15 protein-coding genes are annotated in these 17,260 nt (G+C 61.5%); 8 read left to right on the top strand and 7 right to left on the bottom strand.

Features of this window, described 5'->3' with window-relative positions; translation table 11 throughout:
* Nucleotides 1–12 precede the first annotated feature (12 nt).
* Together HSDC_RS05795 and HSDC_RS05790 are read left to right on the top strand one after the other, a co-directional pair.
* Nucleotides 13–1,203 carry a thiolase family protein gene (locus HSDC_RS05795; RefSeq protein ID WP_064699004.1) on the top strand — a complete coding sequence of 397 codons (1,191 nt, stop codon included), beginning with the start codon at nt 13–15 and terminating at the stop codon, nt 1,201–1,203.
* A 155-nt stretch (nt 1,204–1,358) separates the two neighbouring features.
* Nucleotides 1,359–2,426 (top strand): DcaP family trimeric outer membrane transporter, encoded by a 1,068-nt coding sequence (locus HSDC_RS05790; RefSeq protein ID WP_064699003.1) that lies wholly within the window; start codon nt 1,359–1,361, stop codon nt 2,424–2,426.
* Nucleotides 2,427–2,596: 170 nt separating this feature from the next.
* Here the strand turns inward: HSDC_RS05790 and HSDC_RS05785 are convergent, their stop codons facing one another.
* From HSDC_RS05785 to HSDC_RS05760, 6 genes are all read right to left on the bottom strand, one after another.
* Nucleotides 2,597–4,384 carry an acyl-CoA dehydrogenase gene (locus HSDC_RS05785; RefSeq protein WP_064699002.1) on the bottom strand — a complete coding sequence of 596 codons (1,788 nt, stop codon included), beginning with the start codon at nt 4,382–4,384 and terminating at the stop codon, nt 2,597–2,599.
* A 103-nt stretch (nt 4,385–4,487) separates the two neighbouring features.
* Nucleotides 4,488–5,273: a 3-hydroxyacyl-CoA dehydrogenase gene (locus HSDC_RS05780; RefSeq protein WP_064699001.1), complete on the bottom strand. Its 786-nt coding sequence runs from the start codon at nt 5,271–5,273 to the stop codon at nt 4,488–4,490.
* A 19-nt stretch (nt 5,274–5,292) separates the two neighbouring features.
* Complete coding sequence (locus HSDC_RS05775; protein ID WP_064699000.1) at nt 5,293–6,063, bottom strand: crotonase/enoyl-CoA hydratase family protein; 771 nt, start codon at nt 6,061–6,063, stop codon at nt 5,293–5,295.
* A gap of 355 nt (nt 6,064–6,418) precedes the next feature.
* Nucleotides 6,419–7,429: a TRAP transporter substrate-binding protein gene (locus HSDC_RS05770; protein WP_064698999.1), complete on the bottom strand. Its 1,011-nt coding sequence runs from the start codon at nt 7,427–7,429 to the stop codon at nt 6,419–6,421.
* A gap of 63 nt (nt 7,430–7,492) precedes the next feature.
* Nucleotides 7,493–8,473, bottom strand: coding sequence for a PDR/VanB family oxidoreductase (locus HSDC_RS05765; RefSeq protein WP_064698998.1), 981 nt, complete (start codon nt 8,471–8,473; stop codon nt 7,493–7,495).
* Nucleotides 8,470–9,537 (bottom strand): aromatic ring-hydroxylating dioxygenase subunit alpha, encoded by a 1,068-nt coding sequence (locus HSDC_RS05760; protein WP_244534495.1) that lies wholly within the window; start codon nt 9,535–9,537, stop codon nt 8,470–8,472. Before HSDC_RS05760 ends, HSDC_RS05765 begins: the two co-directional genes overlap by 4 nt.
* A gap of 224 nt (nt 9,538–9,761) precedes the next feature.
* Between HSDC_RS05760 and HSDC_RS05755 the strand changes: the two genes are divergently transcribed.
* The 4 genes from HSDC_RS05755 to HSDC_RS05740 all read left to right on the top strand — a co-directional run bounded on the left by HSDC_RS05755 (nt 9,762) and on the right by HSDC_RS05740 (nt 13,485).
* Entirely contained in the window at nt 9,762–10,454 is a 693-nt protein-coding gene (locus HSDC_RS05755) for a GntR family transcriptional regulator (RefSeq protein WP_064698996.1), read from the top strand.
* 189 nt (nt 10,455–10,643) lie between these two features.
* Nucleotides 10,644–11,672, top strand: coding sequence for a TRAP transporter substrate-binding protein (locus HSDC_RS05750; protein WP_064698995.1), 1,029 nt, complete (start codon nt 10,644–10,646; stop codon nt 11,670–11,672).
* Between the two features lie 6 nt (nt 11,673–11,678).
* A complete protein-coding gene (locus tag HSDC_RS05745) occupies nt 11,679–12,206 on the top strand; it encodes a TRAP transporter small permease (protein ID WP_064698994.1) in 528 nt (175 codons plus the stop codon).
* Nucleotides 12,196–13,485, top strand: coding sequence for a TRAP transporter large permease (locus tag HSDC_RS05740; RefSeq protein WP_064698993.1), 1,290 nt, complete (start codon nt 12,196–12,198; stop codon nt 13,483–13,485). The genes HSDC_RS05745 and HSDC_RS05740 overlap by 11 nt, the downstream gene beginning before the upstream one ends.
* Before the next feature lie 69 nt (nt 13,486–13,554).
* Here HSDC_RS05740 and HSDC_RS05735 read toward each other — a convergent pair whose 3' ends face one another.
* Nucleotides 13,555–14,454 (bottom strand): LysR family transcriptional regulator, encoded by a 900-nt coding sequence (locus HSDC_RS05735; protein WP_064698992.1) that lies wholly within the window; start codon nt 14,452–14,454, stop codon nt 13,555–13,557.
* Nucleotides 14,455–14,553: 99 nt separating this feature from the next.
* Between HSDC_RS05735 and mdlC the strand changes: the two genes are divergently transcribed.
* Nucleotides 14,554–16,143, top strand: a complete 1,590-nt coding sequence (gene mdlC / locus HSDC_RS05730) for a benzoylformate decarboxylase (RefSeq protein ID WP_064698991.1) — start codon at nt 14,554–14,556, stop codon at nt 16,141–16,143.
* A 68-nt stretch (nt 16,144–16,211) separates the two neighbouring features.
* Complete coding sequence (locus HSDC_RS05725) at nt 16,212–17,231, top strand: TRAP transporter substrate-binding protein (protein WP_064698990.1); 1,020 nt, start codon at nt 16,212–16,214, stop codon at nt 17,229–17,231.
* Nucleotides 17,232–17,260: the final 29 nt, after the last annotated feature.

Here is a 17,260-nt window from a genome sequence, read left to right as displayed (position 1 = left end):
GAGGAGTCGAGCATGTTCAAGAACGCCTACATCCCTTATGGCGGTTACTACTCCAGCCCCTTCTGCAAGTGGATGGGCAGCCTGGCCAACGTCAACTCCATCGAGCTGGGAGCCGCCACCAGCAAGCGGTGGTTCGCCAGTCGCGACATCGATCCCGCGATCATCGACTACCTCTATCTCGGGGTTTCGGTGGGCCAGAAGTCGATCTTCTACGGCGCTCCCTGGGCGGCGGCTCTGATGGGAGCCGGCCAGGCACCGGGGCAGAACATCACCCAGGCCTGCGCGACCGCGACCACCTCGGTGTTCAACGCTGCCCTGGCCGTGGAGGCCGGCGGCTTCGAGACCACCTACTGCCTGCTCGCCGACCGCACCTCTAATGGCCCCCACACCATCTGGCCGAATCCTGCCGGGCCGGGTGGCGAGGTGATCGCCGAGAACTGGAACATGGACAACATCGCCGCCGATCCGGCCACCGGCAAGGACATGTTGACCACCGCCGAGAATGTGGCCCGTGAGCATGGCTTCTCCCGTGACCAGGCCGATGAACTGACCCTGCGTCGCTATGCGCAATATGGCGAGGCTCTGGCCGATGAGCGCGCCTTCCAGCGGCGTTACATCTTCCCGGTCGAGGTGCCGGTGTCACGCAAGGAGACTCGGGTCGTCGAGGCCGACGAAGGCGTGATGCCGACCACCGCCGAAGGGCTTGCCAAGCTGCGCACGGTGCAGCCGGAAGGTATTCATACGTATGGCACCCAGACCCATCCGGCCGACGGCAATGCCGGGATCATCGTCACCACCCGGGAGCGGGCCGCCGAGCTAAGCACCGACCCCAGGATGGCGGTACAGGTGGTGGCCTACGGGCATGCGCGTACCAAGCCGGCCCATATGCCCATGGCACCGGCCGTCTCGGTGCAGCGTGCGCTGGATCAGGTGGGCCTGTCCCTCGACCAGATCAAGACGATCAAGAACCACTCGCCGTTCATCGTCAATGACCTCTACCTGGCCAAGGCGCTGGGTCTCGATGCCGAGACCTTCAACAACTACGGCACCTCGCTGGTGTTCGGGCATCCCCAGGGCCCGACCCTGGCGCGCCTGCTGATCGAGGCCATCGAAGAGACCGCCCTCAAGGGTGGTGGCCATGCCCTGGTGACTGGCTGCGCCGCCGGCGACTCTGCGGCGGCGCTGATCGTCAAGGTGGGGTGAAGCGTTTCCGGTGATACAGACCGGGAAGCCCGCCAAGGAACTCGGCGGGCATAGAAATGAAACGCCAGGGAATGGAAATCGCACGATGCCTATATCGGATTTCAAGTCTCCCTGAGGTTTGGGATCTCCATTATTAAAACAATGCGGAGATACAAATGAGAGTAAACAAGAACAATATTTTGCTGGCGATTGCACTTTCCACCATTTCCTGCAAGGGCTATTCGCTTGAACTTGGAGAGTTTGATGGAACCAAGGTCAGTATTGGCGGATATATCAAGGCGGAAGGTATATTTACCGATCCCGATGGAGGTGACCGTTATTTCGATTCCAGTGCCCGCCAGTCAAGGGTCAACCTGAAGATCGACAAGGAGGTCAAGGGGCATGATGTAACGGCCTTCGTGGAGGGTGACTTCTGGGATAATGCCACCGATGCCAGTGACACGAGCTACGCCATGCGTTTGCGTCATGCCTATATCAAGGTGGACGACCTGACATTCGGCCAGACCTGGACCGGGCAGTTCTATGCCAATGCGCCATTCGATGTCGAGATTCTCGATTTCTATGGAACGGGTATCGGCACCGTTTCCGGCAGTGGTGCCGTGGTTCGCCCCGATCTCGTCGTGCATTACACGCCGGGTGGCTGGCGTTTCAGCCTTCAGGATCCGGTCTATGACGATGCCGACCTGCCGGACATGGTGGCATCATACACCTACCGTACCGAAGCCGGGCACGCGTTCAACGCCGCGGTGACCGGGCGGGAAGTGCAGACGGATATAGATGACTCGGAGTTCGGCGCTGCGGTCTCTCTGGCGGGGAAGTTGAATTTCGGCGATACCTCTCTCGCCTTGAGCGGCTATACGGGAACGGGCAATAACGTTTATTCCGGATGGGGCTATAACGGTGCGACCAATCCAAGCAGCATCGCCGCTCGAGGTGAGGTCGATGCCTCGGGTGACCTGGTGAGCACGACTGGATTTTCTACAGGGGTAAGTCACAGGTTCAGCGACAAGCTGCGAGGCAACATCCGCTATGCACAGGTCAAGGCGGATGAGGTAGCACCGAGCGTTCCCGACGATACCCTGGAGAAGATCAATGTCAATCTGATCTATACGTACTTGCCCAACCTGGATTTTGGTGTTGAATGGCGCGATCGCAGTGCATTCACCATGCCGCTTCGTCCGGGTGGGCAACAAGTCGAGGTGATGGCGAAGTACAGGTTCTAGCGCGAGCCCGTCAGATAAGCAGTTGAACCCTATTCAGGTTGCTTGTTTCGATTCTTGGGGCGAACCATCAAGATGCGTTGATGGTTCGCCTTTTTTTATGTTCTTTTTTATGTTCTCGGGCTGTGACGAAAGGGCTCATGACATGCCTCTCCCGGGTAGATCATGCCGCCTCAGAAGCCTGCCTCTGGAATGCGGGCCAGTACCTGGCCGCCGTGGCGCACCGCCCGGGCGTGGGAGTCGGCTTCGGGGGCCACGCTGGCCATGTAGAAGCGGGCGAGTTCGATGATGCCGACCAGGTGGGCGGCGTCACCTTCGCCGGCGTCGTGTCGGCGCTGTGCTGCCTCGGCGGCGCGGGCCAGCTGCCAGCCGCCGCACACGATGCCCAGTTGATGCAGCAATGGCACTGCGCCGCCGTAGAGTTCGGCGGTTTGCTCCTCTCCCTGGGCGAGCAGCCAGTCGGTCGTCGCCGCCAGACCGTCGACCAGTTCGTTCAAGCTTTCGGCCAGATCGCCGAGGCGCGCGTCCTCGCCGACCGAGCGAGCGCAGGTGCGGATGTCGTCGAGCAGTTCGCGCAACGTGGCGCCGTTGTCATGGAGTATCTTGCGACCCAGCAGGTCGTTGGCCTGGATGCCGGTGGTGCCCTCGTAGATGGTGATGATGCGGGCGTCACGGAATAACTGGGCGACACCGGTCTCCTCGACGAAGCCCATGCCGCCGAACACCTGGATCGCTTCGTCGCACAGCGCGTTGCCGAGCTCGGAGCACCAGCCCTTGGCCACTGGCATCAGCAGGTCGACGTGGCGGCGATGCTTGTCGGCCACTTCGGCGTCCGGGTGGTGGCGGGCCAGGTCGAACCAGCCGGCGGCGGTATAGAGGAAGGTGCGCATGGCCAGCAGTCGCGCGCGCATCCCCACCAGCATGCGCTTGACGTCAGGATGATGAAGGATCGGTAGTCCCGTCTCGCCTCTGACGACGTTGCGCCCCTGGATGCGCTCCCGGGCATGGTCCAGCGCCGCCTGGTAAGCGCGCTCCCCCAGGGCGAGGCCCTGCACGCCGGTACCGAAGCGGGCCTCGTTCATCATGATGAACATGGTCTTGAGGCCAGTGTGGGGCTCGCCGATCAACTGGCCGATGGCGCCGTCGTGGTCGCCGTAGCTGAGCGTGCAGGTGGGGCTGCCGTGGATGCCCATCTTGTGCTCGATGGAGATGCAGCGCACGTCGTTCTTCTCCCCCGGTTCGCCCCGTTCGTCGAGCAGATACTTGGGCACCAGAAACAGCGATAGTCCCTTGACCCCTTCGGGAGCGTCCGGCAGCCGGGCCAGCACCAGGTGCAGGATGTTGGGCGTGAGTTCGTGTTCGCCGTAGGAGATATAGATCTTCTGGCCGTGGAGGCGGTAGTTGCCGTTCTCGTCGGGCTCGGCGCGCATGCGGGTGGCGGCCAGATCGGAGCCGGCCTGGGGCTCGGTGAGGTTCATGGTGGCGGCCCACTCGCCGCTGACGATCTTCTCGAGCCAGGTGGCCTTCTGCGCTTCGCTGGCAGCAATCAGCAGTGCCTCGGCCTGGGCGACATTGAGCTGCGGCAGCATGGTGAAGGCCATGTTGCTGGAGAACCACATTTCCCACACGGGGGTGGAAGCCAGCTTGGGCAGGCCCTGTCCGCCGAATGCCTCTGGCAACGACAGGCCCAGCCAGCCCGCTTCGCGGAACTGGTCGTAGGCGGCTTGCCAGCCCTGGGGTAGGACGACGCGCTCGCCCTCAAGGCGGCAGCCTTCCTGATCGCCCCGGCAGTTCAGCGGGGCCAGCACACCGCTGGCGAACTTGCCGGCTTCCTCGAGGATGGCATTCACCAGGTCGGAGGACTCCTCCTCGCAGTCCGGCAGCGCGGCCACGGCGTCGAGGCCGGCGAGCTCGCCGAGAATGAACTGCATGTCACGCAGTGGAGCCTGGTAATCGATCATAGTGGCGCCCTCAAGCTGATGCTGGCCGGACCCTGGTCGGAGGATAACGTCTCGCTGGTGGGCTGATCCGGCGCCCACCAGCGAGTGGGAGTGCGAGGAGGCCTTACCGAGGTGCCATGCGCAGGGCGCCGTCGAGTCGGATCGTCTCGCCGTTCATCATCACGTTGTCGACGATCTGGCAGGCCAGGCGGGCGAACTCATCGGGCTGGCCAAGACGATGGGGGAAGGGAATGGAAGCCGCCAGGGATTGTTGAGCCTCTTCCGGCAGGCCCTCCATCAACGGTGTCTTGAACAGCCCGGGGGCGATGGTCATCACGCGGATGCCATGACGGGCCATTTCGCGGGCAATGGGGAGCGTCATGGAGACGATGCCGCCCTTGGAAGCCGCATAGGCGGGTTGGCCGATCTGGCCGTCGAAGGCGGCCACCGAGGCGGTGTTGATGATCACGCCGCGTTCGCCATCGGCCTGGGGTTCGCCCTTGGCCATGGCCGCAGCGGCCAGGCGCAGCATGTTGAAACTGCCCAGCAGGTTGATGTTGACGACACGCGAGAAAGCTTCCAGGTGCAGGGGATCCCCGTCACGGTTCACGACCTTGGCGGGATCGCCGACGCCGGCGCAGTTGATCAGTCCCTGCAGGCCGCCGAAGCGTGACACGGCAAGATCCACCACGGCCTGGGCATCGGCCTCGTCGGTGACGTCGGTGCGCTGGAAGGCGGCACGTTCTCCCGCGCCTTGCGCATTGAGTTCGGTGGCCAGTGCCTTGCCACGTGCGGCATTGAGGTCGGCGATCACCACCCGGGCGCCGGCCTCGTGCAGTTCGCGCACCGTGGCCTCGCCAAGGCCAGAGGCGCCGCCGGTGACGATAAAGGTGTTGTCCTGGAATTTCATGAATCACTCCCTCCGAAAGTTAGATGCGCGGGCCCTTACCCTTGCGCTCGAGAAATTCCCCGATCCGTTCGGCAACCTCCGGGCTGGTCTGGGTCAGGGCGGCGGTCAGCGACTCCACGAACAGGCCGTCGTCGCTGGACATGTTGTCGATGCGCGAGATGGCCGAGACCATGGCCCAGTTGGCCATGGGCGCATTCTCGGCAATGCGCTCGGCAAGCTGGCGGGCCTTGTCGAGGCTCTCGCCTTCGCCGACCACATAATGGGAAAGCCCCAGGCGCTGACCCTCGTCGGCTTCCATGATCCGGCCGGTAAGCATCATTTCGCACATGCGACCGGGACCGATGAGGTTGGCCACTCGCACCGAGGCGCCACCGCCGACGAAGATGCCGTGGCGCCCCTCGGGCAACTGGTAAATGGTGTTGGGTTCGGCGACACGCACATGGGTGGCCGTGGCCAGCTCCAGGCCGCCACCGATCACCGCGCCCTGCATGGCGGAGACCACCGGGATGCCGCCGTTCTGCAGGCGGTCGAAGATGCGGTGCCAGCCCTGGGAGTGCTGCATCACGCCGAAGGGGTCTCGATTCTGATGCTCCGTGAGGTCGAGGCCGGCGCAGAAGTGCTTGCCCTCGGCGGCGAGGATGATCACCCGGGTGCCTTCCGGGGTGGCGATCAAGGCTTGCTCCAGGGCGCCCAGCAGGCGGTCGCTGACGGCATTGCGCTTCTCGGGCCGTGCCAGCGTGATGGTGTAGATGCTGTCGTCCAGGGATGTCTTGACGAGGGACTCGGTCATGATGGGCCTCGGCGATGGGAAGTTAAGGACTCAATGAATAATGAATAGTGAATGATGAAAGACGTGGCTGGCATGCCGGTATAAGAGTTGTCAGTCCGAGTGCCGCGACGGAGGAGCATTCGACGCTGGTTGGTGTCGTTCTGTCGGTGGTCATGTCGGCTCCTGATGGCCTGGCGTTGGGGCATCACTTATGTTGATTGATATACTGTTGTTACAATAAACAATATGTAGATTACAACAGATATGCCGTCAGGTCATCTTGGCGTACTACGTCTTTGGTCGGGGCGGGTATCGGATGGGCAAAGAAAAACGGCGACCCAGGGGTCGCCGTTTAGAGGAGGGAAGTGGGGATGTGTCAGGCGGAGCACTTGTCCTGCAGGCTCATGGCTTCGTCGTAGACCGTGCTGGCCTCGTCGCCGATCTCTTCCAGATAGCGGTCGGTGGTTTCCTGCAGTACGGGCCCCCAGTCGGGATGTTCGAGGGCGTTGTCGATGACCACGAAGTCGTCGCCGGCCGCCTCGGCTTCCTGGCGCCCCTGGCGGATCAGCTCGTCGTAGACCTCGGCGGCGCGCAGTGACCACTCAAGCCCGCTGTGATCGTCGATGACCTGCTGCAGGTCGTCAGGCAGGGCGTCGTAGGTTCGCTGGCTCATGGTGGCGAACAGCGACAGGTCGTAGAGCGGGACTTCGGTATGGTGGTTGGCCAGCTCGTTGAGCCGGAAGGTCTTCATGCCTTCCCAGTTGAAGCTCAAGCCGTCGACCACGCCGCGCTGCATGGCGGTGAAGACATCCGGCGCCGGCATACCGACGGCCTGGGCGCCGAGGCGTTCGAACATGTCGCCGACCAGTGGAGTGGGGCGGCGCAGGCGCAATCCATCCAGGTCTTCGGGCGTCTCGATAGGCTGTGTCTTGGTGTGCAGGTAACCGGGGCCGGTGGTGAACATGAACAAGGGATGGGTATCGGCATACTCGGCGTTGAGGTGGCCGGCATCGTAGAGGGATTGCAGGATGCAGGACCCCTGGCGGCTGCTGGCCGAGACGCCGGGCAACTCGATGACCTGCGTCAGGGGGAAGCGTCCGGCGGTATAGCCCTGAGCGGAGGCGCCGATATCGGCGATGCCGTTGGCGATGCTCTCATAGGTCTTGTCGGATTTGGTCAGGGTCTGGCCGGGATAGACCTCCACCTCCAGGCGGCCCTGGGAGGCTTCCTCGACGCTGGTCGCCCAGGCCTGGAAGAGTTCCTTGTCGATCATCGAGCCGCCGGGCCAGACATGGGCGACGCGCAGGGTGGTGGTCTCGGCCAGGGCAGCCTGGGTGGTCAGGGCGCTGGCCACCGCCAGGCCGGTCACGATCGGGTTGAGACGCATGGCATCCTCGTTGTGTCGTTGTGATTATGTTGGTGTCGTTGTGCTTGGGAGCGGGCAGCTGAATCAGAGATCCAGCACCAGGACCTTGCTCTTGGCTCGCGAGCAGCAGGGAGTGAATTGGTCGTTGGCGGCGTGTTCGTGATCCTCCAGGAAGAAATCCCGGTGGTCGGGCTCGCCTTCCAGTACCCGAGTCAGGCAGGTGCCGCAGACCCCCTGTTCGCAGGAGACCATGACGTCGATGCCGTTCTCAGTCAGCACCTGGTGGACGGTCTTGTCGGCCGGCACGGTCAAGGTCGCTCCGCTGCTGGCGATCTTGACCTCGAAGCTGTCGTCATCCTCGGTATTGGCCACGGCGCCGGCAAAGTACTCCGTGTGCAGCCGGTCGGAGGGCCAGCCCGCGGCTTGGCAGGTCGACATCACGGCATCGATGAAACCGGTGGGGCCGCAGACATAGACGCGGGTATCGGGGGCCGGCGTGGCCAGCAGTGACTCCAGGTCCAGCTTCTGCTCCGCCGGGCCGTCATCGAAGTGGAAGTGCACCTTCTCGGCGAAGCCGGAGGCGGCGATGCGGTCACGAAAGGCCGTGCGCTCCGGCGAGCGGGTGCAGTAGTGCAGCTCGAAGGTGGTGTCGGTGTGAGCCAGGCGTTCCGCCATGCACAGCAGCGGCGTGATGCCGATGCCGCCGGCCAGCAGCAGGGTGCGTTCGGCGGGCTCGAGCGGGAAGTGATTCTTGGGGGCGCTGATCTGGATCAGGTCGCCCACACGGATCTCGTCGTGCATGGCGACGGAGCCACCGCGCGAGGCTGGATCCCGGAGCACGCCGATCAGATAACGGTCGCGTTCCTCGGGATGGTTGCACAGCGAATACTGGCGAATGATAGTGTCCTGGCCCTTTGATGGGACCTGCACATCGATATGGGCACCGGCGCTGAACGCCGGTAGCGGCCGACCATGGGGGTCGGCCAGCTCGAAGGTGACGATGTCCTGGGCTTCCTCGTGCCGCGCCTTGACCTCGACGATCAGGGAGAGGGATGAGTTGCTCATGTCGTGGCCTCCGTATCGCGTGACTCGCGCTCCTCGGCGAGGATGCGGTCGATGACGCGCCGTGCCTGGACGCCGCCGCCGTCGATGTTGAGCTTGAGCAATTGGCGGTCCGGATAGCGCAGCAGGTTGCGCTGTTGCGACTCGAGCATCTCCAGGTCCTCGGAGAAGATCTGGCCCTGACCCTCGCGAATCTGGTCGGTGAGCTCCTGGTCTTCCGGCTTGAAGTTGCGCGCCATGCCCCAGAAGTACCAGATCGAGGTGTCCGTCTCGGGGGTGATGAAGTCCACCACGATGCTCGATGCCTTGAGGTCGGCGGGAGCGTCATACCCCCCGTGGCCGGCATGGGCGACTCCCACCTCGATCAGCACGTGACTCGGTGGTGTGAAGCGGCAGATCTGCCAGCGATCCACGGGCACATCGTCAGCCAGGCCATTGCCACGCAAGGCCGTTTGCCAGAAGGGCGGAGCCGGGATGTCGTGCATGTGGCGTCCGGTCGTCACCTCGTCGCCCTCGACCTTGGTTTCGGGGGCGGCTTCCTCGATTTCCGGTTGGCCGATGCTGGAGGCATGTACATAAGTCTCATGGGTCAGGTCCATGAGGTTGTCGATCATCAGGCGATAATCGCAGTGGATGTGGTAGAGCCCGCCGCCATAGGCCCAGGCCGGATCGTTGGCCCAGTGCAGCTCGGGAATCAGGGCGGGATCGGCCTTGTCCGGGTCGCCGGGCCAGATCCATACGAAGCCATGACGCTCTTCCACCGGGTAGGCACGAATGCTCGGGAAGCCGCGCACCCGCTGGCCGGGCATGCTGGAACACTTGCCGTTGCAGCCCATCTCCAGGCCGTGATAGCCGCAGACCAGCTTGCCGTCGCGCACGAACCCCAGCGATAGCGGTGCACCACGATGGGGGCAGAAATCCTCCACGGCCGCCACGCGTCCTTCGTCGCCGCGAAAGAAGACGATCGGTTCGTTGCAGATGGTACGTCCCAGCGGCTTGTCTTCGAGCTCATCCGGGGTGCAGGCGACATACCAGGTATTCTTGGGATAGGGGGCTTGATGTGTCACGGTTTTCTCCTCGGGTGGTTCCGGGCCGCACGGATGCATTGCCGCACTTGGCAGTCCGCGATCAGATGTTTTCGGGCGCGACATGGATCCACGCTTGTCTACGGTCAGGAAGTGTTGTTTTGGATCCAAAGTAGATATCTTCAGCGATCATTTGGTCAACTTATGCTTTAGTTGGATCCAGTTGTATTCGATGGCTCATCTCTCAGCGACGATAGGAAATTCAAGTGAGTGACAGCGACACAAGTGTGGTGAGCCGATTGCGCAAGCTGATCGGCGAAGGTGCTTTCCGGCAAGGAGAGCGGCTCGGGGAAGTGGCGGTGGCCGAGCAGCTGGGCGTCTCGCGCACGCCGGTACGCCTGGCTTTCCGCACCTTGGAGCAGGAGGGATTGCTGCAACGGGCCGGCAAGCGTGGCTTCAGGGTGCGTGAGTTCACCGAGGCCGATGTGCTCTGCGCCGTGGAAGTGCGCGGTGCCTTGGAAGGGCTGGCGGCGCGTCGCCTGGCGGAACAGGGAATGTCGCCAGTGTTGACGGCCGAACTGGAGTTCTGGATCCAGAAGGGGCGGGATCTGCTCGCCAAGGGATACCTCGAGGAGCAGGATGTCGAGGTGTGGAGCGAGCTCAACCGACATTTCCACGAGAACATCGTTGGCTCGGCCGGCAGTTCGGTGATCGGAGATGCCATCGCCCGCAACAACCATCTACCGTTCGCGGCGGCGGATTCGATCATCATCGACAGCGAAGCGCTCGATCGCGAATACCGCAAGCTGCAACTGGCCCAGGTGCAGCACGAGCTGGTGGTTCAGGCACTACGCCATGGTGAGGGCGCCAGAGCCGAGATGTTAATGCGTGAGCACGCCTTGATCGGACTGCGCTATGCCGAGTTGTTGGATGTAGGCCGGCACGCCCCTAGCGGGTAAATGAGCATTTTCAGCCGAGTTTGAGCGCCGTATGGGCAAGCGCTGGCAGGTTTCGGGCAGGGCGTAAGACCAAAGTCGTTTTTCACGGCGCACCGGGGTGGTTTATCTTTGCTGCATAGTGCGAACTCATGTTCTCTATGCGAACTTTGAAGCGGATAACGATAACGACACCGATCGTCGGAGGATCCCATGAAGACCAAGGTTTCTGCCTGTGTACTGGCGGCTGCGCTTGCCGGGCTGGCCGCCACGTCCACGCAAGCTGCTACCACGCTTCGCATGGCCCACTTCTGGCCCGGTGCCTCGGGTATCAACCAGGATATCTTCGAAGCCTGGGCCGAGAGCGTCGAGGAGGCATCCGGCGGTGAGCTGAAGGTCGAGATGTATCCTTCTGGCACCCTGGCCAAGGCTGATGCCATCTACGAGGCGGTGGGAAACGGTGTCGCCGACATCGGTGCCACGGCTCAGGGGTATACGGCCGGTCGTTTCCCGCTTTCGCAGATCGTTGAACTGCCCGGCGTGGCGACTACGGCCACCCAGGGGGCCTGTGTATTGCAGACGCTCTATGACGAAGGGCATCTCGATGAGGAGTATGCCGATACCAAGCCGTTGTTCATGTTCACAACCGGCCCCGGCGGCATTCATACCGTCGATACCGATATCCAGACGCCGTCCGATCTCGAGGGACTACGCATTCGGCGTCCGACCTCGGTAGCCGGAGACATGCTCGAGAACATGGGGGCCACGCCGGTCGGCATGCCGGCGCCGGACATTTACACCGCCATGCAGCGCGGCGTGGTCGATGGCCTGAGCTTCCCCTGGGAAGGACTGAAGGGGTTCCGCATCAACGAGTTGGTCAACTACCACACCGAGGTGCCCTTCTACACCCTGATCTTCGTGGCCACCATGAGCCAGCGCACCTACGACAGCCTGAGCCCCGAACAGCAGGCGGTGATCGACGACCATTCCGGCATGCAATGGGCCGCGAACGCCGGCGCCGTCTTCGACCGGCTCGACCGCGAGGGCAAGCAGGAAGCCATCGAAGCCGGCCATACCATCCGTGAGGTCGAAAATCCGCTGGAGGACCCGGATTGGCAGAAGCCGCTCCAGGCGGGCATCGACAGCTATCTGGCCGAGCTGGAGGCGCGAGGCCTGCCGGGCCGCGAGGTCTACGAAGCGGCACTGGACGCCAGCGAGTCCTGCGCCAGCGCTCAGGAGTAAGTCGTCATGCCGAGTCAACTGGAAAGGGTCAGCCACTGGCTGGCCCTCGTCTGTCGTGTCGTTGCCGGTATCGCCCTGGTGGCGCTGCTGGCAGTGACCATTGCCGATGTCGGCACTCGCTATCTGTATCGTCTCACCGAGGGGGCGATTGCCCTGCGAGTGACCGGCAGCGTGGAGCTGGTCAGCTATCTGATGCTGTGCTCGCTGCTGGCAGCCATGGCGGCCAATGTCGAGAAAAGCCAGGTGGTGGTGGAGGCGTTTTCCCACGGTCTGTCGCCGGCCCTCAAGCATCGCTTGCATGGTGTCTATCTGCTGGGCTTCGCGGCTCTCGGCTTGATCCTCTTCCTCGGCCTGCTCGAGTCGGCCGCAGCGGCGGCGCGTCACGGTGAGGTGACCCAGGATCTGCGCTTGCCGATGAGCCCCATCTATTACGTGGCCGCGGTCCTCAGTCTGTTGCTGGGGATCCGCAGCCTGATGCATGCCCTGCTCGGTGCGTTCTGGGGACGCGAGTCGGAGGTGTCCCATGGCGAGTGAAACGATCGGCGCCCTGGGCCTCGGGGCACTGCTGATCCTGATGGTGCTGCGCGTGCCGGTGGCGCTGACCATGCTGATCGTCGGAGTGGTGGGATTCGCCCAGGTGATCAGTTGGGACGCGGCCATCTCCCAGCTCAAGACGGTACCGGTGGAGGTGCTCTCCAACTACAGCTTCAGTGCCGTGCCGATGTTCATCCTGATGGGCGTGCTGGCGGCGCATTCCGGCATGGCCGGGAAGTTGTTCCAGGCCACCCGGGTGATCTGCGGTGGCTGGAAAGGTGGGCTGGCGATCGCGGCGGTGGGTTCGTGCGGGGTCTTTTCGGCGATCTCCGGTTCCTCGCTGGCCACTGCCAGCACCATGACGCGAGTGGCGCTGCCGGAGATGGAACGCTACGGATACAACCGTGGCCTGGCCACCGGGGCGCTGGCCGCCGGGGGAACCCTGGGCATCATGATTCCGCCGTCCATCGCACTGCTGATCTACGCCGTGTTGACCGAGCAGTCGGTGGGCGACATGTTCATGGCCGGGCTGGTGCCGGGGCTGATGGGGCTGGTGATGTACTCGCTCACCGTGACGGTCGTGATGCGCCTCAGGCCCTCGTTGGCGGTGGCCGGCGAGCCGACTTCCTGGAGGGAGAAGCTGGCCTCGATGAGCGGGCTGGTGCCCTTTTTCGCGGTCTTTCTGCTGATGATTCTGGGCATCTACTTCGGGATCTTCACGCCGACAGAAGGGGCCAGCGTCGGTGCCTTCGCCACGCTGCTCTACGCTCTGGCCAAGGGCCTGCGGGGGCGTGAGCTGTGGCAGGCGATCCAGGAGACTCTGGCGCTGTCGACGGTGGTGTTCTTCATGCTGGTCGGTGCCGATGCGCTGGGCTACTTCATTTCGGTGTCGCGGATCTCGTTCTCGATCAGCGATTTCCTCTACGGGATGGACCTGGCGCCGATCGTGGTCGTGCTGTGCATCCTGCTGATGTACTTCGTGCTGGGCATGTTCATGGATGCCATCGCCATGCTGGTGATCACGGTGCCGGTAGTCTTCCCGATCATCCAGTCGCTGGGCATCGATCCGGTGTGGTTCGGCATCGTTACGGTGCTGACCGTGGAGCTGGGCCTGATCACTCCGCCGGTGGGCATGAACGTCTTCGTGATCAAGGCGATGGCGCCGCACGTGGGGCTGGGCGAGATCTTTCGCGGTGTGGCGCCGTTCATCGTCTCGGACTTCGTGCGCCTGGCCGTGTTGATCGCCTTCCCGGTGCTGACCTCGCTGTTTCTGCTGTAGGAGGCAAGCGTCGGAGGGGAACTTCCGAACTTGCCACCGGGTCAGGGCTTCGCCATATACCGTGAAGCCCTAACCTGAGCTGGCTATAGCCTCGATAATGTTCTCGCAGAACCAGCGTTGGGCTGGTGATCGGGTCGTATATTCCTGCCAGTAGAGTGCCACGTCGAAAGGGGGGACCTCGAACGGAAGTTCGAGGACCTTGAGTGGCGCTTCCCGCTCGAACGCCGCAGCAATCTGCTGGGGCAAGATCACCAGCAGGTCGCTTTCCTGCAGGATCCTGGGGAGGATCGAAAAGTGGGGAACGACCAGGCTGACCTTTCTCTGGATGCCCAACTCGTGGATGACATCTTCGGCCAGGCCATGTCCCGATGAAGCGGCAACTACGGCATGCCTGGCTGCAATGAACTGCTCCAGGCTCAAGTGATTACCGATGCTGGTATGGTCTCGATTGAGAAGACAGACATAGCGTTCATTGAGGATTACCCTGCGCTCAATCCCCGGAGTCGTTATCGGACAGCTACAGATGACGGCATTGACTTTTCCCGTGGCCAGCCACTCCCCGACCTTGTCGATTTCCAGGGCAATGACCTCGAGTTCTATATCCGGGGCTATAGGGTGTATATGAGCCAGGATGCGTGGTAATAACGCCATCTCGCCGAGATCGGTCAATGCCAGGCGAAAGCGTCGTCTGGAGTGTTGCGGGTCGAATTCACGGTTGCTTTCCAGAACGTTGTCTATCTGTGCCAGTGAGTCACGTAGGGAGGGATAAATCTGCATGGCTGTGAAAGTTGGCTCCATTCCCTCTCGAGACCGGATGAAGAGTCGGTCGTCGAAAAGATCACGCAGCCGTGAAAGGGCATAGCTTACCGATGGTTGAGTGACATGAAGCTGTTCTGCGGCCAGGGTCACGCTTCTGGCGTCGAAGAGCGTCACGAATACCCTGACCAGGTTGAGGTCGAGTGATGGCATGAGATAAACACCATTTATTTTGTATAGAAAATATATTGATTTGATCGATTATAGCAGGGTGGCTAATGTGAAGTGAAAGTTGTCAATTAAGAGAAGCACATGCCGTCCGTACACTCCGTCAGCTACAGTATTCTCCGCCAGCAAGGCCTCGATATCGTCTTCGGAAACCCCGGTTCAAACGAGCTGCCATTTCTCAAGGATTTTCCAGAGGATTTTCGCTATGTTCTCGGTCTCCACGAAGGTGTCGTGGTGGGAATGGCGGATGGCTATGCTCTGGCGAGCGGCAAGTCAGTATTGGTCAACCTGCATGCCGCGGCTGGAACGGGCAATGCGATGGGAGCACTGACCAATGCCTGGTATTCCCATTCCCCCTTGGTCATCACTGCAGGCCAGCAGGCACGCTCGATGATCGGCGTGGAGTCGATGCTTGCCAATGTCGATGCACCATCTCTTCCGCGCCCTCTGGTCAAGTGGAGCTATGAGCCTTCCTGCCCCGAGGACGTTCCGCGAGCCTTGAGCCAGGCAATTCATATGGCTAGTCTGCCGGCCCGTGGCCCGGTTTACCTGTCGATTCCGCATGATGATTGGCAATGCGAGGTCGGGGAAGAAGCGTCGTTGCTGCCTCCTCGTGACGTCCATCATGCGGGCGCACCATCGGATACCCAGATAGATGCGCTAGCCGAGCATCTCGACCAGGCCGACAATCCGGTACTCGTACTGGGACCTGAAGTCGATGCCGAGCGTGCCAACGCTTTGGCCATTGAGTTGGCAGAACGTCTATGCATGGAGGTCTGGATAGCACCATCTGCCTCGCGCTGCCCATTTCCCAATCGCCATGCTTGCTTTCGCGGAGTATTACCGGCAGCCATTTCGGGCATCTCGGAGCAGCTCGCCGGGCATGACCTGATCCTGGTGATCGGCGCCCCTGTATTCCGCTACCACCAATATGCGCCGGGTCGCTATCTACCGGATGGTGCTCACCTGATACATGTCACCAGTGATGCGCAGGAGGCTGCCCGGGCCCCCATGGGCAATGCTCTGGTGGGTGACATCCGCGCCGTTCTGGAGGCCTTGTTACCGAAGTTGGCCCAGAGTGACCGCACCATGCCGGATCCGTTACCGATACCGTCGCCGGCCAATTCCGGTGAGATCGGTCGCCTCTCTCCTGAAAGTGTCTTCGATGTCCTCAATGATCGGGTTCCTGATGACGTGATTTACGTCAAGGAGTCGACGTCGACGGTAACGGCCTTCTGGCAACGTGTGGAGATGCGACACCCCGGGAGTTATTTCTTTCCTGCAGCAGGCGGGCTGGGGTTTGGCTTGCCTGCGGCAGTAGGCGTACAGCTTGCCAGTCCTGATCGCCGAGTCATTGCAGTGATCGGTGATGGGTCGGCCAATTATGCGATCAGCGCACTCTGGAGTGCTGCCCGATACAATGTTCCGGTGATTTTCATCATTCTCAAGAACGAAACCTACGGTGCGCTGCGTTGGTTCTCGAAGATGCTGGATGCCGAGAGTGCGCCGGGAATTGACGTCCCCGGGCTGGATTTCTGCGCGCTGGCACGAGGGTACGGTGTCGAGGCTAACCATGTCGAAACTCGGCAGAAATTCGAGGAGGCATTGTCCCAGGCACTTGATGCGTCATGTCCCATGTTGATTGAAGTGCCAACGACAACCATCGAACCCTGAGTTAGACATTAGTTAGGCAGAATCTGCTGACAATGGGAAAGGCTAATAAATGGCAAAAGAGGATGCCCATGAAATTCGCGATATCATCTCTACTCTTGGTTGCGTCAACATTAGGAATGTGCGGCTCAGCCTCCGCAGAATCCACTTTACGCATGGCTCACCTGTGGCCGGCTGGTTCGGTCGTCAACAAGAAGATATTCCAGGATTGGGCCAAGCAGGTTGAAGAAGACTCGAACGGTCAGCTCAATGTAGAAATCTATCCCTCACAGACCTTGAGCCAGGCTGGTAAGACCTATGAGGCGGCAGCAAATGGGATCGCCGATATTGCCGTTACGTTGCAAGGCTATACGGCGGGTCGTTTTCCCCTGACCGAGATCGTACAGCTACCTGGTGTGGTCAGCAGCGCATCGCAGGGATCCTGTATTCTGCAGACGCTGTATAATGAGGGGGACATCGCCGAGGAGTATTCCGATACTCGCGTGCTGTTTCTGTTCACTACAGGTCCCGCCTACCTTCACAGTCAAGACGCTGAGATTCAGAAGCCTGGTGACCTGGAGGGCCTGCGTATTCGTCGACCCAGCTCGGTGGCGGGAGAAATGCTATCAAGTATGGGGGCCCAGCCATTGGGCATGCCTGCGCCAGACATTTATACTGCGTTGCAGCGTGGTGTGATGGATGGCTTGAGTTTTCCATGGGAAGCAATGACGGTATTTCGTATCAATGAATTGGTGAATTACCATCTTGAACTTCCTTATTACGCTGGTGCCATTGTGGCCACGATGAGCCAGTCTTCTTACGATGACCTCTCGTCGGATATGCAGGACGTGATCGACAAAAACAGTGGTATGAAGTGGTCCAGAGTGGCAGGTCGGGTCTTCGATGAACTCGATAGGAAGGGGCGCGAAGAAGCGGTTGCGCAGGGGGATACCATCCATGTCGTCGAAGACCCATTGTCTGACCCTGACTGGGCAGCACCCTTGAAGCAGGGCTCCCGGAACTATCTGCAAAGCCTCGAGGAGCGTGGCCTCGATGACGCCGGCGATGTCTATGAAAAGGCATTGGCACTTGGTGAGCGTTGCCAGGCGTGATCAATCGTTCCCTGGGGGACAGCACCTAG

The sequence above is a fragment of the Halomonas caseinilytica genome, assembly GCF_001662285.1.
In the GTDB taxonomy this organism is placed as follows: Bacteria; Pseudomonadota; Gammaproteobacteria; order Pseudomonadales; family Halomonadaceae; genus Halomonas; species Halomonas caseinilytica.
The sequence above is the reverse complement of the archived record's forward strand: the minus strand, read 5'-3'. Positions and strand labels throughout refer to the sequence as shown.